Genomic DNA, 15,794 nt, shown 5'->3' on the forward strand with positions numbered 1-15,794 from the left:
GACATTGGCCGCCTTTTTTCTGCCGCTTCGAGGCTAATCTGCTATCCTTGCCCGTCGTTTAAATTGCAAAGAATGCCATGCAAAAAGCCCTGTTTCTTGACCGTGACGGTGTAATCAACCTGGATCACGGTTATGTGTACCGTCCGCAGGACTTCGAGTTCGTTGAGGGCATTTTCGCCTTATGCCAACGCTTTCAACACGCTGGTTATCGTCTGGTGGTGGTCACTAATCAGTCCGGCATCGCCCGGGGGCTCTACACGGAAGAGGACTTTGCCTTGCTTACTGAGTGGATGAAGGCCGAGTTCGCGGCAAAGGGTATCAGCATTGATGCGGTATATTTTTGTCCACATCATGCCGAAAAAGGCCTGGGTGTCTATAAACGACAGTGCGACTGTCGTAAGCCGGCTCCCGGTATGTTACTTGATGCCGCTAAAGCCTTGGATATCGACTTGTCCGCTTCAGTGATGGTAGGAGATAAAGCCTCGGATATGCAGGCGGCTACAAAAGCCGGGGTGGGACTTCGCTATTTTTATGCACATCCTGGTGCTGAAGGCAGTTGGCAAGATGCCATTTGTGTCATGCATCTGGATGAGATTGCTGTGACTAGTCCTGATTTAGGTTGACACCTACCTTATTTAGGACGGGACAAACCCAATAAAAAAGCCGGACTCAGTCCGGCCTTTCCTGTGCGGGGTGAGCTAATCACTTGTGCTCCGCGAAGCGGCTCAAATGCTTAATGGCCTGACTTAGCCTGCTCATATTCAAACCGTTACTGTTTTGCTCGTCTGAATGCAGATCAAAACTCTTGAAATTACCTTGTGGGTCAATTTCCACCCGCTGTTGGTCATCCAGTAACACCAATTTGCCGTTGTTGTTACTGATAAGCCAACTACGCTCTGGCGTTAACAAGGATTGACCGGTACTGTAGTTGTTCGTGGGCGCATTGCAACCCAGCATACCCATCAGTGTCGGCAGTAAGTCTTCATGGCTGGATACATTACTGGCCAGTGGCATACTGCTCAGCAGCCCAACGCGCTGGTTAGGTCGCATCTGGGTAATCAGTAACTGACTGTGTTTGTGTAAATCTCCACCCAGCAACAAGTTCATCTGCTCATCGTTGACAAAAGCAATGGCGAGCTTAGGGCCATCTTCACTGACTGCATTGAAAAAACTGCTCCAGTCTTTATTCAAGCCTTGCACGCCCTTAGGTAAAGCCTGGGCTGAGTAGATAAAGGTGGGGAGTCCGAGTTTTTGCGCCAGATCCAAAGGTACAGGTTTTTGTCCCTGTAAAGCTCTTTGGTATAAGGACGGTAAGCCATAAAGTACCGAGAAACGCGCACTGGTTTGGTCGGCAGCAATATCAAAATGCAATGAATGCTGCCTAAGCGCTAAGGCAGAGCTAAGATGTCCTAATTGAGAAGGCTCGGTACCTACCAGTAACACCAAACTCGCCCTGTCATTAATGCCACAATACACGGGCGCAGAAGGGTAGGTGACATGATTAAACTGGCTGTCCAGTTGCAATTCTTTGCGCCGCTGATAGCTCTGATAGTCCAGTAAACCGTACTTGGACATCAGGGTTTTGGCCGTTGCCGGGTAGGACAGCGGGAACATATCGTCCTGCTTGATAATCGGCTGATACAAGTTGGCATCGGCCCAAATATGGCTGCCATGGCTACTGACAAAACACAGCACAAAGAAGCTCAGTATTGGCAGACCGATACGCTGCTTTTGGAAACGTTCAATACGCTTCCATAGGGCATTGGCCATCATTAGCTGGAAGGAAAGCCAGACTAAAAATAACAGCCCCAAAAAGCTCCACTGTTGCCAACTGAAGTTGGCCATGGCGTTCTGGGTTTCGCTGCGTATTACCTCGGCTGAGCCTAAGCTAAGATGTAAACCATGCTTGTTGTACAGCAGGGCATCAAAGGCAAGAAGTGCCAACCCTACCGCGGCAAATACCGAACTTAAGCCTTTCACCACCCGGACATTCGGTACCAGATAACACAAGGGCAACACAAACAGGATAAAACCCATAAAGGTTAAAAAGGCAATGTGACTAAACCAGTTACTGAACAGGTAAAGTAAACCTAACCCGGTGTCGGGTATGGGGGAATTAAACACATAGATGGAGGCGATCACTATGGCGATCAGGATATTGCTTAAGGCAAACCAATGCCCCCAACTGACCAATTTGGTCACGCGTTGCCTTCTGGGTGTATCACCAAGTATCATAGCGCGCTGCTTTATTCCTTGTTGGTGGTTTGGGCTTTATCGAGGCTTTTCAGTAAAATCTGACTGAATTGTTCAGCCATGGCCTGACGATGTTGAGGTGCCACCTGATGGTTAAATACATTAGTAACCAGGTTGCCCAGCGCCATTAGCGTAAGATCGCGGTCGGCCTGGTGCTTTTCCAGTACGCTGATTAAATCCTGGGTAAGCAGGTCGAAACGTTCATTAGAGTATTTTGACTTTTGAGGCATGCTGTCATTCTATGGAATTGTCTGCGGCCAAGTTTACCAATCCGTTGCGCGTATCGCCACGACAACTGCTTAAATTATAACTATTTGCAAAGGGCTTTGTGCATTTATGAGTGCTGTAATTGAAGATTTTGTTGTTCATCAGTTGAGAATTAACGCTGAACAAGAACTGGTGTTGGTGCCCCGCGCCAATTGTTTTGATATCAGCGCCCAAATCGAGGAACTGGCTCAGCAGCTACACCACAGCTACAACGCCAAGCCCGGCAAAGGTGTGGGTGGCCTGAATGATGAAGAGCACCCGGAGTTTGCCCAGCTGCTCGCTCAGTTAACCGCTGAACAGCTGGATTTTCACGGCTTCAGTATCCAGATTGCCGAGCTGTTGAAAAAGACCTTAATGGATTTCGCCACACCGGAAACTGGCTTTGTGATATTCAGTCGTTATCAGTTTCTGGCCACCGATTATTTGCTGGTGGCGGTGGTCAACACCAAAGAGCACATAGAGATTAACCACGACTTGGAGCTGACTTATAGCGACCATTTAGATCTTGCACGTATGCAACTGGCGGCGCGGGTGGATTTAACCGAGCTGAGGATTAATGCCGATAAGCAGCGTTATGTCAGTTTTATCAAGGGCCGGGCTGGGCGTAAGGTGTCAGACTTTTTCTTAAGCTTCCTGGGCTGTCAGGAACTGGTGGATATCAAACAGCAAAATAAACAGCTGGTCACCACAGTGGATGAGTTTCTGGCGGCGGAGCAGTTAGACCCACAGGAAAAACAGCAAAGTCGTAAGGCCGTGGCCGAGTATTACAAAGAAAAACTGGAACTGGGCGAGGACATCAACATCAAAGAGTTGTCTGGTCGTCTGCCCAGCGATGAAAACCGTACCTTTTACGACTTTGTCAAAACCGACGCTAACGAGAGTCCTCTTGAGGAAGTGTTTCAAGCCGACCGCGGGGCGCTAAAAGGCTTAAGCAAATTTACCGGCGCCGGTGGTGGCGTGAGCATCAGTTTTGACCGGGCCTTGTATGGCGAGCGCATTCGCTATGATATCGCCACCGACACCTTGGTGATCAAAGGGATTCCACCCAATCTGAAGGATCAGTTGCTCAAGCAGGCCAAAGATTGATGACCTTTTGTTATACCGGTCTGACCTGTGCTTTTACAATGGCCCGTTTAGGGCCTTATAATGTCATGTGTTTTTGTTAAGTGTCCCACCTGATGCAACTATTTGTAAATGACCTCACCGTAATGGACTTCTCGTACTTATGCCCACGTCGGGGCATGGTTGGCGAAAGCTGGATTGTGGATGTAATTCTGGACGGCGGCCTGAACGAAGAGAGCATGGTGCTGGACTTCTCAAAGGTCAAAAAGCAACTGAAGCGGCTGATTGACGAGCATGTTGACCACAAGCTGCTGGTACCTGCAGAACACCAGTATGCCAAGGTCAAGCACGATCCGCTTACCGACCAGGTTAATCTGGACTTTCTGCGCCCGGATGGACGTTCCATACATCTGCACTGTCCGCCGGAAGCTTACGCCTTTATTTATTCCGAAGAAGTGACTATGGACTCGGTGAGTCAGTATCTTAAAGAGATTATTGCCACTGAGCTGCCGGATAACGTGCAAGGCTTGACCCTGATGCTTCGCGAAGAGCAGATTGATGAGCCTTATTACCATTACACCCATGGCCTTAAAAAGCATGACGGCAATTGTCAGCGCATTGCCCATGGTCACCGCTCGCGGGTTAAAGTGACTAAAGATGGCCAGCCCTGTAAAGAGAGTGCCGCGTATTGGGCGACACGTTGGCAGGATATCTATATCGGCACCCGCGAAGATATGGCCGAGCGTGCGGCACTGCATTTGTCTGAGCATGCCGAGACATTGGATTTTTCTGAGCATTACTTGTTTGCCTATGAGTCCTCCCAGGGGCTGTTTGAGCTGGTGATCCCTAAGGCCGAATCTGATCTCATCGATACCGACTCCACGGTGGAATGCCTGGCCCAGTTTATGGCCGATGAGCACAAACGCTTAGCACCAGCACATGAGTATCAGGTCTTTGCCTTTGAAGGCGTGGGTAAGGGAGCTATCGCTTATGCCTAAGGCCTGGGTGTTGTTGCTGGCCCTTGGTAGCTTTTACGCTCATACACTGGAGCTTAGCGGTCCAAAAGTACAAGGCACCTTGCTGCGCGGTAAGGTGGCCGCCGGTACGCAGGTTGCGCTAAATGGCGAGCCGGTCAAAGTTTCGCCTGACGGCAAATTTGTTATCGGTTTTGGTCGTGATGCGGCGCTGGAAAACACCCTTACTCTGACCGATGAAGATGGTTTGCAGCAATGGCCCGTGACGCTGAGTGCCAGAGAATACGACGTACAGCGTATCGAAGGGGTTGAACAAAAATATGTATCTCCGCCAGCCTCTGTGACCGAACGCATCGCTAAGGATAACCGCCAGATAGCCAAAGCACGGGCGGTTACCAGCGACAGACTGGATTTCTGGCAGAGTTTTATTTGGCCAGCGCAAGGGCGTGTATCCGGTGTATATGGCAGTCAGCGGGTATTCAATGGGGTGCCCAAGCGCCCGCATTTCGGCTTGGATGTGGCAGGTCCCGTGGGTACTGATGTGGTGGCTCCCGCCGATGGGGTGGTGACCCTGTTTGTGCCGGACATGTATTACTCAGGCGGTACACTGATCATTGACCATGGCTATGGGGTGTCATCAACCTTTATTCATTTATCTAAAAGTCTGGTCAGTGCTGGCGATGAGGTTAAACAGGGGCAGAAAATCGCAGAAATCGGTAAAACCGGCCGCGCCACGGGGCCGCATCTGGACTGGCGTATCAATTGGTTTGGTGAACGAATCGATCCACAACTGCTGGTGCCACCCCGTCAGTAACTGCGGGGTGTCAGGCAATAATTTGTTTTACCCGGCCCACTTCTCCCGACTCCAGACGCACCTTGATGCCATGGGGATGGTTTGGCGAGTTGGTCAGAATATCTTTCACTACACCCTGAGTGAGTTTGCCGCTGCGCTGGTCTTGTTTCAGCACGATGGCCACTTGCAATCCTTTCTTGATATTGGCTCTTAGGTTTCCGCTCATTTCATCCTCCAAAGCATAAATGTGTGGCCTAATTGATTTCCCGGCCATTGTGTCTGGCAGCCAAATCATCCAGTTCGCTACTGGTAGCGTCAAAACCGCCGGCGACATATTCATAGCTGACTTTTACACTGTCTGCACCGCGATAGAAGCGCGCATCTACCTCTGCCACAGGCCAGTGCCTGAGGGAATTTAGAAAACGATAGGCGTCTTGCTCTGAATCAAATTGATAGGCTATCTGTACTTGCATGGTCTCTTTTGCGATTCGCTGATGTTTCCCGCCTCGGCCAAGGCGGGATGGCATCATACTTGGTTAAGCACTACTGTCCGATCACTTTTTGCCAATTTGCACTGAGCTTGGCATCCTGCTCGCCGAGCTCAACCACGTAATGCGGGGCACTGCTGGGGACAAGTCTTAGCGCATGGAGCTGTTGATGGCGAAACAGGTGCAAAGTGATGGGCTGATCAATTGGCTGATTTTGCAACAGCGAAAGCAGATTGCCTGCATCCAGTTTCATCCCATCCAGAGCAATCAAAATATCCTTGGCGCAGACGCCAGCCTGTTCGGCGGGGGAGTCTTCCAGCACCATCAGCACTTCCAGACCCAAAGGATGAGCACGATATTGAAAGCCCAGGTAAGGGGAATGTTCATTGCTCTCTGCCGCTAGTAAGTCGTTAGGACGCGGTGCACGTCGGTTAACTTTTACCCCTACTTGTGCAAGCAAATCGTCCAGCTCAAGTCGCTTATTGCTGTGCAGTATGTCTTTGAATGCTGCACTTTGGTCATTACCACAGAATTGATTCAGCAAGCTGATAAAATCCTCTTCTGTAGTGCCCTGACCGGTTTGGCCAAACTGTTGCCACAGTGCTCGCATCACATCATCAAGACTGTGTTTACCCTGGCTTTGCTGGCGGATGGTTAGATCCATCCACAGAGCCACCATTGCCCCTTTGGTGTAGTAGCTAACAATATTGTTCACTGCATCTTCGCCTTGCTGATAAAAACGCGTCCAGCTGTCAAAACTGGAGTCGGCGACCGATTGTTTAAGCTCGCCTTGGCCGCGCTGCACCCGGGTCAGGGTTTTACTTAGCAATGCCAGATAATCACCAAAAGCAATGAGGCCGGTGCGATACAGGCTCAAATCGTCATAGTAAGAGGTAATGCCCTCAAATGCCCATAACTGGCTGGTATGATTCTCCTGGCCCAGTTTCGGCGCGATTAATTCCTGGGGTTTGATACGACAGACATTCCAAGCATGAAAATACTCGTGTGAGGCCAGTGATAAGAAGGTTTTGTAACCCTCTGTTAATTCATTCGGGCGTTGCAGGTTGGGAAAGTCAAAGTTTGAACACAGCAGGGCAGTGGAGTTGTGATGTTCCAGGCCGCCAAAACCCTCAGGCAAAATATTGGTTAAAAACCAGTATTCACTGAAAGGCGCCTTTTGGTTTTTTGGGTCAAACATGCGAATATGCAATTCGCACAACTTGGTCAGTTCGCGAATAAGCCGGGCATGGTCAGCATAATGTTTGCCGGTTAATATCAGGTGATGAGGAATGCCCAATACCTCAAATTCCAGGGCATCGAAGTTACCCATTTCCACGGGGCAATCAATCAGCTGTGTGTAGTTGCTAGCTTGATAATTGCCAAATGCGTATTTATCTGTGCCAGTCGCGCGGCTAAGGCCGGTCGCTACTCGCCAATGGGGCTGGTCGTCAGGACGAAGCAGTTTCAGTCTGTGTGAGCATTCAGCAAGTTCTTCCACCTGTAAAAACAAACTGGTGCCATTAAAGAACCCGCGATTGTCATCCAGATACGCCGTGCGAACTGAACTGTCAAAGGCATAAACCTGGTAATTCAGCGTGCAGGCTTTACCACCGCTATGTAGTGTCCAGCGCTGTTTATCCTGTTTATTCAGAGTTAAAAGTGTACTGCTTTGGGGGCACGTCGCATTAATGCTGACAATATGCTTGGCAAAATCGCGAATCATGTAAGAGCCAGGTATCCAGGCGGGCAGACTGATATTCAATACCTGCTGTGAATGGGCCGGAATCTCCAGCCTTACCTGAAATAAATGGCGTTTGCGTAGGCTGATATCAACCTGATAATCAAGATGCATGACGGGTAAACCTTATACTGCCGGGCTTGTGGCAGCTAATTCGTTATTGATTGAGCGTTGTGTTTGTCGCGACATAGGGCTACATTGGTGAGTAAGCCAGCGTGACGTTGCTGCTGACACATATTATGCTTTCTAAATCATAAAGATAAAATCTAATCTGGTAGGCCTCAGCGGTTGAATACATGGCAATTTTAAATGAAAAAGTAGGGCTATCGAATTCCGATTTACGCAAGTTGCGTTCTATGCGACCTGGGATGGTCCTCGATGTTCAAGTCAAATCACCGAATGCCGCCAAGCGGGTGCGCACAGAATTTGTAGGAATGGATGGTACGCGCTGTATTATTTTGCGCTACCCAGACGAAGCTAAATGGGGCAATCTGAAAGACGCCATATACACGGACAACAGTATTATCGTACGTTTCATTCTGGAAGATGAAACCGGCGAGGTCATTGCGTTTAAAAGTCGTATCTTGCTCGTTGCCACAAAGCCCACGCAACTGGTATTTATCAGCTTTCCTATGGCTATTCAGAATCAAGGGCTGCGCTCGGATAAACGAACCAGCACCCGCACGCCGGTTGAACTGGCCGATGGTGAAACAGGTGGCCCCCTGTATGATGGATTGGTACTGGATATCTCTGCCAGTGGTTGTCGGGTCGGGGTGAAAAGAGCGGTTCAGGGCGAGAGTAAGCTGACGGGCAAGAATCTGATGCTATCGATTCGTCCCCAGAAGGACAGTGTTTATCGTCTCAAAGGGCAGGTGATGAACCACAAGACAGATGAATTGCACCATTATTATGGCATCAAGTTTGAACAGGGTGATGAACAGATTACCCCGCTATTGTCTGAAATACTTATAGACTTCTAGGCAAGGTAACGCTTGCCAGCGAAAAAGGAGCGAAATAATGCGACAGATAGATGTGTTACTAAGGGAATATGGTGAAAGCCATACCAACAAAACCAATATACTGATCCACGCTATTGCAGTGCCGACCATTTACTTTGTGACTGTTGGTCTGCTTTGGTCAATTCCGGTGCCTGACTTTATCGATTATTTCGGGGCAACCTGGGCTCACGTATTAATGATCCCGACCTTGTATTACTACTTTAAGCTGTCCGGGCCTATTGGTGCGGCAATGACACTGTTATCCATACTGGTATTCCTGGGCATAAAAATACTGGTGCTGTTGAATATCTCTGTGTGGCAATTCTGCCTGGCCTTGTTCGTTGTGATGTGGATACTGCAATTTATCGGTCATCATATTGAAGGTAAAAAGCCCTCATTCTTCAAAGATTTGCAGTTTTTGCTGGTTGGGCCGGCATGGTGGTGGGTGCACTGGCTAAAAAGAATGAATATTAGCTACTAGTCACACCGCTGTGGGCTTGACGATACGCTTTTGCAACATGCGGCGGATGACGTCAGGCTCACGACCAGCAGCCTCTGGTCTTTTGACTAAAGCCGTATAATTCAAGTGGTTGTTCTTTCCTGAGAGTTAGGTTTGATTCACGGGCTGAAATTATTTGACGACAGAGAGCGTCAATTCTGGGTACTGCATACCGGGGGCTGGGTTGGCTTTGCGCTGATCTATTACCTTGGTTCCTTTCTGCATGATATGCGCAGCATCTGGTTGTTTGTGATTTTGTTGAATGCCTACGCTGGCTGGCTGATAACCATTCCGCTACGCTATGTGTTCAGAAAGTTATGGCGTCTGCAAACCTGGCAGATGATATTGGCTGCTTTGGTCTGTTCCTATTTAGTGGGCGTGATCTGGGCGGTAATAAAAAACATTAACTACTGGGAAATCTATAAACATGGCTATCGGCCTGACGAGTGGATTTTCTATTTTTCCAACAGCGTAAACTCATTCCTGGTGATTGTTTGCTGGAGCGTGCTGTATTTCGGCATCAAGTATTATCAGTTGTTGCAGCAGGAAAAGCAGAATGCCTTGAAAGCATCAACCATGGCTCACCAGGCGCACCTTAAGATGTTGCGTTATCAGCTTAATCCGCACTTCTTGTTTAATACCCTTAATGCCATTTCGACCTTGGTATTGATTAAAGAAAATGACACCGCCAATGCCATGGTGTCGAGGCTCAGTGACTTTTTGCGCTACTCATTGGATAAAGATCCCATCAAGAAAGTGCCACTTGAGCAGGAAATACAGGCTATCGAGATGTATCTTGATATAGAAAAAGTGCGTTTCGAAGATAGACTGACGGTCAGTTGGGATGTGGCAGGTGAGGCGTGCGAAGCACTGGTGCCTAGCTTGATTCTGCAACCTATTATTGAAAATGCCATTAAGTATGCCATCGCCAAAACCGAGCAGGGTGGTCAAATTAGCATCAGTGCCAAGGCTTTCGGCCGGGATTTACTCATAGAAGTAACAGATAACGGACCGGGCGCGGATATTAGTAACGGTCAGTTGCAACGACACGGCGGTGTTGGCCTGTCTAACATTAGAGAACGATTGCAATCTTTGTATGGCAGTAACTTTTCCTTCGTTATTGCCCATAATGCACCGTCGGGCGTAAAAGTCAGTATCAGAATTCCTTATCAGGTAGGTCAGGATGCAAACCAAGATTAAAACCATTATTGTCGATGATGAACCCCTAGCACGACGTGGCCTGGCAGTTCGCTTGGCTGATTTTGCCAACATCGAGCTGCTGGACGAATGTAAAAATGGCGTGGAAGCGGTTGATAAAATTAGCAAACTGCAACCAGATCTGGTGTTCATGGACATTCAGATGCCCGGTTTAAACGGCTTCCAGGTAATTAATGAGTTGCGGGAGAAACAGCGCAATTTGCCGCTGATTGTGTTTGTCACGGCCTATGATTCTTATGCCATTAAGGCCTTTGATGTGCATGCACTGGATTACGTTTTAAAACCAGTGGATGAGAGACGCTTAAAAACGGCGGTAGACAAGGTCAGTCAAGTGCTGGCTCTGCGTCAGGATGGTACACAGAAAGACAAATTAGCGCGTCTGGTGGCTGATATTACCGGCGATGATTGTGAAGAGATTCTGAGAAGATTGGCCGATGGTCAGCCCATAAGTCAGTATGCCGATATTCTGGCGATTAAAGACGGCAATGAAGTTACCCGCGTACCGGTTAACGATATTCAGTGGATAGATGCGGCAGGGGATTATATGTGTGTGCATGCTGGCGGTGGTACGCACATTATGCGACGTACTATGAAAGAGCTGGAAGAAGAGTTGGATCCACGACGTTTTGTCAGAGTACACCGCAGCGCAATCGCCAATATTCAGTATGTGAGTAAATTGGTCAGTCATGTGAGTGGTGAATACCACCTGGTTCTACAAAACGGCACCGAATTGAAGGTCAGCCGCAGCCACAGAGACAGAGTAAAATCCATGATTCATCAATAAATTGCCTTTGCCGCAGACAAAGCGGCAGGGTAATTGTTGCTAATATTAACTGCCCCGATGGATGAATCCTCGGGGCAGCTTCATTAAAAGGTAAAGGTTCGACCTATAGTAAAAAGTACTTTAGTGTCGCCATAGCTATCCAAGTCCGTGCCTTGCACACCAACCGACATATCTAACCCCCAGCGACTAAAGTTAGCTGTGGCTTGCCAGTGAATATAATCATCGTCACCCGCTTCCCATTGCCATTTGTCCTTATCCAAACTGGTGGATTTATCAATGCCCAATAGAATGGAAAATGAGTCGCTAACCTGAACCTTATGATTCAACATGACAATGTAATGGCCTGCTCCAGTACCGAAATAGTCCCATGAATACCATAAATTAAACGAGGTATTACCCATTCCCCATTTCATATAAGCCTCGGGATAATTCCCCTCACTGCTATAACTGGCACCATGGTAAGTGTATTGGGCTAGACCCACATCGAGGTTTAACGAATCTGAAAGGTCAAGGTAGTAGCCGCCATAAATGTCTGCTTCAATCTTGGTGTCGTCACCAAAGTCCACATTAGAGCCCCAAACCCCGGCGTACCAGCCATTTTGAGAAGCCCAGTCAAGACTACCTTGTAGTGCCGGTTTTTCGTCGGTTTGGCTTACGCCATTAAAGAGGTAATCCGATACCGCGGTGAGCGTTGCTGACCAGTCTGCCAAAGCCTGATGACTGACTAAGGGTAACATCAGCAACCAAAATCGGGTTGACTTCATCTTATTGCTTCCTAGTGAGTGTGCGAAACAGCGTGGTGACTGTTTATTTCAGTATAGTACAGGTTCAACCGATGCTAGTTCTTTAGCCGGTTTGTTTGAACAAAGGGGAGTCTTTATTTTGGTATGAATTTATATACATGGGTGCTTTCTTGCTAGTATTTTGAGTTAAATTTCATCTGTATGATGCGCGCCGTCAAGATTTGAAACTTCATTTAAGAGGCTGTAATTTATGAAAAAATCTGCTTTAGTTTTGCTTGGTTTGGCGTCATTGGCGGTATCTCCTTTGAGTGTTGCTGACATCAATGATGATTTGCAAAATATCTGCACAATTGTGAAAAACGACGACAAAGCTGAACTGCGTAAGAAAGTAAAGCAGGTTCAGGATGACTACAATCTGCGCCTGGGTGATTACTACGAGGGTATCAGCTGCGGTGGTCAAAGCCTGATTCGTTATTCAATGGAGAATAACGCGGCAGAAGTGGGTACGTTCATGATCAAAAAGATGAGCAAAACCGACCTGCAAAAAGTTGAAAAAGACGGTATGGCATTACAGCAATGGGCTGAAGCAAATGGTCATATTGCAACATCTATTGGTCAGGAACTGGTTTCTCGTATTAGCTAAAAAGTTTTTGGGCGTCACTTGTCTGTGGTCTTGACGCCTCTAATCAGATAAGTGGCCTGGCCCAATTTCCCTTGGCCCCGCGAGAGTGGGGCTTTTTTATTGCCCCATTAGTGGTTGTTCTTAACTAAATCGAACATTTCCGTTTGAATGTGCAGCAGGTATGGGTCAAGGGACTTGGCTTTATCCCATGTTTGGGGGAAAGGTACTTCCACCACTTGTTGGTTTTGCTCACCAATCATAATGCCGGTCTTACCGCCAATAGCAGCCTCCACTGCATAAGCGCCAAGCTTGGATGCCAGGATCCTATCCAGGCTAACGGGTGAGCCGCCGCGTTGCACATGACCTAGAATAACAGGTCGACAGTCGATACCGGTTTTCTCTGCTAGTTGTTGAGCAAGAACTGCGCTACCTCCTGGCCAGGTGTTTTCCGACACCACCATAATGTAGCTACATTTTCCGCGTATCTGCTGTGCGGTTTGGATATGCGCAACCAATTCGGTTAATTCCGGTAATTGTTCGGTGCAAAGTTCAGGCAGCAAAACTTGCTCTGCACCTGAACACACGGCGGCGCTCAAACCTATAAAGCCAGCATGGCGCCCCATGACTTCTATCAGGAAGATGCGTTCAAAGGCGTCAGCAGTGTCGCGGACTTTATCGATACTTTCCAGCGCTGTATCAATAGCGGTGTAATAACCAATGGTGGCGTCTGTGCCGTTAATGTCGTTGTCTATGGTGCCTGGCAAGCCAAGAATAGCGCCGGACCAGAAGCGGCTCAGATGCACTGCACCACGAAACGAACCGTCGCCACCAATAATAATCAGCGCATCAATCTCCAAAGCCTGTAAGTTCGCCGCCGCTTGCTGGCCACCTTGGTCCGTTTTAAACGGCTTGCAGCGGGCACTTTTTAAAATAGTGCCACCGCGTTGGATGATGTTATTGACATCACTAGTTTGCAGAATTTGATATTCCTGCTCTAACAAACCGTTAAATCCATGACGATAGCCAATGACTTCCAGGCCAAAGTAATGACCTGCCAGAACAATGGCTCGGATCGCGGCATTCATGCCGGGGGCGTCACCGCCAGAGGTTAATACAGCTATACGTTTCATCTCAGCTCCCTTGCGTTTTATGCCACTAGCATAAACCCCAGTATGACGCTGCCGCTAGTGCGTATGGATAACTTTCTCATGTTCGGTAACAACTTAACCGTTGTTTAACCATGCTCTGTTGCTAAACTCGCAAAAAAGAGGAGCGTTGATGGCAAGAGTTCTCGCGGCAATTTTGTTGGTACTGGGTCTTAGCGGCTGCTCTACCACTTTTGTATATAACAATCTCAATTGGTTAGTGCATTGGTATCTCGATGATTATGTCGATCTTAACCGTGCGCAGAAAAAGCACTTCGATAGCAAAATGGCTGATTGGCTGGCTTGGCATCGTAATCAGCAGTTGCCACGTTATCTGGATGATTTACAAGCCCTGAAGCAGCAACTTGAGACTGGCGAAATGACAGTCCTTCAGTGGCAGGAAGTGTTTTCCAGAGGCCGTGGTCACTGGGCATCATTGCTTAATTATCTTGCGCCTGACTTAGCTGACCTGTCATTGCTATTAACCGATGAGCAGGTTGAGTCGTTGTTTACCGCGTTGGAAAAGCAGCAACTGAAACGAGAAGAGGAAAGAGAGGAATTAACCCCGCAAGAGCGCTTGGAGCGAGATGTTGAGAATCGCTTGGAAGATTTGCAGGAATGGACGGGCAAGTTAAATTCCACGCAAAAGGCCGATGTGGCTAAATGGACGGAAGGATTCCAGCCCACCTTTGAAGCGCGGATGGCGTATCGTCGTGCTTGGCAAGCCGAGGCTAAACGTATGCTGTTGATGCGGGAGGACAATGAGTCATGGCGGCAGGGTTTTATTGAGCTTTTGGCGCGTCCACAAGTGTTTCAGTCCAATGAGTTGCAGTTGGCAGATAAGGCAAATCGCGAGCACTATGCCAATATGCTGGTCAGTATGAATTCACAGCTTAGCGAAAAACAAAAGCGCCACATACTGAAGGAAGTTCAAGCCCTTATTGACGATCTTACCGACCTGATTAGCCAATGAGTAAGACTCAGCAATATGACTTAATCATAGCCGGAGCGGGTATTTTAGGGGCTGCCAGTGCCTGGCAATACCTGCAACGCCGTCCTGGTAGTAAGGTACTGGTAATAGACAAAGAGTCACAGCCAGCCAGTCATCAAACCGGCCGCAATTCAGGTGTCGTACATGCCGGTGTTTACTATCCGCCTGGTAGTCTCAAGGCCCGTTATTGTCGTGAAGGACTGGAGCAAACAAAAGCCTTTTGTCAGCAGGAATATATTGCTTGGTTGCAGTGCGGAAAATTGATCGTCGCGACGGATAGCGCTGAGATGTCAGGGTTAGCTGCTTTGCACTCACGCAGTCATGAAAATGGTTTATCGCCACAATGGTTGGATGCCGATGAATTAAAAAAACGAGAACCGGCAGTTAAGGGAATGGCGGGGATCTTTATTCAGGAAACCGCCATTACTGATTATCCAGCCATAACCCGCAGTATGCTGACAAAGTTTGAGAATGCCGGGGGCTGCATACAATTTAATCGTGAAGTAAATGAAATCACTGAACGTGAAGGCAATATTTTAGTCACCTGTGCAGATGGTCAATCTGTTGCTGCTACCCAGTTTTTGAATTGCGCAGGTCTGATGGCCGATCGGCTCATTGCCATGCAAGGCCTTAAGACGGATTTTCGCATCTTGCCGTTTCGTGGCGAGTACTACCAACTTCCAGAAAAATATAATCAAATCGTTAATCATTTAATCTATCCTGTTCCCGATCCTCAACTGCCTTTTCTGGGGGTGCATTTAACCCGAATGATTGACGGTAGTGTTACGGTAGGCCCAAATGCGGTCTTGGCGCTCGCCAGAGAAGGGTATAGCTGGTCGGATGTTAACCTCAAGGACTGTTGGGATAGTTTTACCTACAAGGGCTTTTGGCCTTTGGCAAAACGATTCTGGCGAAGTGGTTTTAACGAATTTCAGCAGTCACTGCGTAAGTCAGAATACCTGAAACGGGTACAGAAATATTGTCCTCAAATCCAACTGGAGGATCTACAGCCATACCGACATGGTGTGCGGGCGCAGGCTGTTACGGATAGTGGTGATTTGTTGCATGACTTCCGCTTTGTGCAAACCCATAACAGTTTACATGTGGGGAACGCGCCATCACCGGCCGCAACCTCTGCCATTCCCATTGCAAAAGCCGTGGTGGATAAGTTGCTAGGATAGTTCACATATATCGAAAGATTTGATGGTTATGTTGCACT

At 48.2% G+C, this 15,794-nt stretch carries 18 protein-coding genes; 11 read left to right on the forward strand and 7 right to left on the reverse strand.

Going from position 1 to position 15,794, the window contains the following annotated elements; all coding sequences use genetic code 11:
* Positions 1 to 77 precede the first annotated feature (77 nt).
* Complete coding sequence (gmhB, locus tag J0A65_RS18045) at positions 78 to 623, forward strand: D-glycero-beta-D-manno-heptose 1,7-bisphosphate 7-phosphatase (RefSeq protein ID WP_206595741.1); 546 nt, start codon at positions 78 to 80, stop codon at positions 621 to 623.
* Between the two features lie 79 nt (positions 624 to 702).
* On the opposite strand, the gene J0A65_RS18050 is transcribed toward gmhB, so the two are convergent.
* Both J0A65_RS18050 and J0A65_RS18055 read right to left on the reverse strand, forming a co-directional pair.
* Positions 703 to 2,235 carry a DUF3413 domain-containing protein gene (locus J0A65_RS18050; protein ID WP_206595742.1) on the reverse strand — a complete coding sequence of 511 codons (1,533 nt, stop codon included), beginning with the start codon at positions 2,233 to 2,235 and terminating at the stop codon, positions 703 to 705.
* Positions 2,236 to 2,246: 11 nt separating this feature from the next.
* Positions 2,247 to 2,483, reverse strand: coding sequence for a YejL family protein (locus J0A65_RS18055; RefSeq protein WP_206595743.1), 237 nt, complete (start codon positions 2,481 to 2,483; stop codon positions 2,247 to 2,249).
* 106 nt (positions 2,484 to 2,589) lie between these two features.
* On the opposite strand from J0A65_RS18055, the gene yejK reads away from it, so the two are divergent.
* The 3 genes from yejK to J0A65_RS18070 all read left to right on the forward strand — a co-directional run bounded on the left by yejK (position 2,590) and on the right by J0A65_RS18070 (position 5,370).
* Positions 2,590 to 3,606: a nucleoid-associated protein YejK gene (yejK, locus tag J0A65_RS18060; protein WP_206595744.1), complete on the forward strand. Its 1,017-nt coding sequence runs from the start codon at positions 2,590 to 2,592 to the stop codon at positions 3,604 to 3,606.
* A 92-nt stretch (positions 3,607 to 3,698) separates the two neighbouring features.
* Positions 3,699 to 4,580 (forward strand): 6-carboxytetrahydropterin synthase, encoded by an 882-nt coding sequence (locus J0A65_RS18065; RefSeq protein ID WP_206595745.1) that lies wholly within the window; start codon positions 3,699 to 3,701, stop codon positions 4,578 to 4,580.
* Positions 4,573 to 5,370, forward strand: coding sequence for a M23 family metallopeptidase (locus J0A65_RS18070; protein WP_206595746.1), 798 nt, complete (start codon positions 4,573 to 4,575; stop codon positions 5,368 to 5,370). The genes J0A65_RS18065 and J0A65_RS18070 overlap by 8 nt, the downstream gene beginning before the upstream one ends.
* Before the next feature lie 10 nt (positions 5,371 to 5,380).
* Here the strand turns inward: J0A65_RS18070 and J0A65_RS18075 are convergent, their stop codons facing one another.
* The 3 genes from J0A65_RS18075 to J0A65_RS18085 all read right to left on the reverse strand — a co-directional run bounded on the left by J0A65_RS18075 (position 5,381) and on the right by J0A65_RS18085 (position 7,689).
* Entirely contained in the window at positions 5,381 to 5,575 is a 195-nt protein-coding gene (locus J0A65_RS18075) for a YwbE family protein (protein WP_206595747.1), read from the reverse strand.
* Between the two features lie 28 nt (positions 5,576 to 5,603).
* Positions 5,604 to 5,822, reverse strand: coding sequence for a hypothetical protein (locus tag J0A65_RS18080; RefSeq protein WP_206595748.1), 219 nt, complete (start codon positions 5,820 to 5,822; stop codon positions 5,604 to 5,606).
* A gap of 70 nt (positions 5,823 to 5,892) precedes the next feature.
* Positions 5,893 to 7,689 (reverse strand): M61 family metallopeptidase, encoded by a 1,797-nt coding sequence (locus tag J0A65_RS18085; RefSeq protein WP_206595749.1) that lies wholly within the window; start codon positions 7,687 to 7,689, stop codon positions 5,893 to 5,895.
* Positions 7,690 to 7,871: 182 nt separating this feature from the next.
* Here J0A65_RS18085 and J0A65_RS18090 point away from each other — a divergent pair, with 182 nt between their 5' ends.
* From J0A65_RS18090 to J0A65_RS18105, 4 genes are all read left to right on the forward strand, one after another.
* Positions 7,872 to 8,555 (forward strand): flagellar brake domain-containing protein, encoded by a 684-nt coding sequence (locus tag J0A65_RS18090; protein WP_206595750.1) that lies wholly within the window; start codon positions 7,872 to 7,874, stop codon positions 8,553 to 8,555.
* 37 nt (positions 8,556 to 8,592) lie between these two features.
* Positions 8,593 to 9,054 carry an Mpo1 family 2-hydroxy fatty acid dioxygenase gene (locus tag J0A65_RS18095; protein ID WP_206595751.1) on the forward strand — a complete coding sequence of 154 codons (462 nt, stop codon included), beginning with the start codon at positions 8,593 to 8,595 and terminating at the stop codon, positions 9,052 to 9,054.
* Positions 9,055 to 9,186: 132 nt separating this feature from the next.
* On the forward strand, positions 9,187 to 10,272 hold the full coding sequence (locus tag J0A65_RS18100; protein ID WP_206595752.1) for a sensor histidine kinase: 1,086 nt from the start codon (positions 9,187 to 9,189) through the stop codon (positions 10,270 to 10,272).
* Positions 10,256 to 11,074 carry a LytR/AlgR family response regulator transcription factor gene (locus J0A65_RS18105; RefSeq protein ID WP_206595753.1) on the forward strand — a complete coding sequence of 273 codons (819 nt, stop codon included), beginning with the start codon at positions 10,256 to 10,258 and terminating at the stop codon, positions 11,072 to 11,074. Before J0A65_RS18100 ends, J0A65_RS18105 begins: the two co-directional genes overlap by 17 nt.
* 83 nt (positions 11,075 to 11,157) lie before the next feature.
* On the opposite strand, the gene J0A65_RS18110 is transcribed toward J0A65_RS18105, so the two are convergent.
* A complete protein-coding gene (locus J0A65_RS18110; protein WP_206595754.1) occupies positions 11,158 to 11,838 on the reverse strand; it encodes a TorF family putative porin in 681 nt (226 codons plus the stop codon).
* Positions 11,839 to 12,067: 229 nt separating this feature from the next.
* Between J0A65_RS18110 and J0A65_RS18115 the strand changes: the two genes are divergently transcribed.
* Entirely contained in the window at positions 12,068 to 12,460 is a 393-nt protein-coding gene (locus J0A65_RS18115) for a DUF3718 domain-containing protein (RefSeq protein ID WP_206595755.1), read from the forward strand.
* 107 nt (positions 12,461 to 12,567) lie between these two features.
* Here the strand turns inward: J0A65_RS18115 and J0A65_RS18120 are convergent, their stop codons facing one another.
* Positions 12,568 to 13,569: a 6-phosphofructokinase gene (locus tag J0A65_RS18120; RefSeq protein ID WP_206595756.1), complete on the reverse strand. Its 1,002-nt coding sequence runs from the start codon at positions 13,567 to 13,569 to the stop codon at positions 12,568 to 12,570.
* A 148-nt stretch (positions 13,570 to 13,717) separates the two neighbouring features.
* Here J0A65_RS18120 and J0A65_RS18125 point away from each other — a divergent pair, with 148 nt between their 5' ends.
* Both J0A65_RS18125 and lhgO read left to right on the forward strand, forming a co-directional pair.
* Complete coding sequence (locus J0A65_RS18125; protein WP_206595757.1) at positions 13,718 to 14,557, forward strand: DUF6279 family lipoprotein; 840 nt, start codon at positions 13,718 to 13,720, stop codon at positions 14,555 to 14,557.
* Positions 14,554 to 15,756, forward strand: coding sequence for an L-2-hydroxyglutarate oxidase (lhgO, locus tag J0A65_RS18130; RefSeq protein WP_206595758.1), 1,203 nt, complete (start codon positions 14,554 to 14,556; stop codon positions 15,754 to 15,756). The genes J0A65_RS18125 and lhgO overlap by 4 nt, the downstream gene beginning before the upstream one ends.
* Positions 15,757 to 15,794 lie beyond the last annotated feature (38 nt).

It is taken from the genome of Bowmanella yangjiangensis (assembly GCF_017255015.1).
In the GTDB taxonomy this organism is placed as follows: Bacteria; Pseudomonadota; Gammaproteobacteria; order Enterobacterales; family Alteromonadaceae; genus Bowmanella; species Bowmanella yangjiangensis.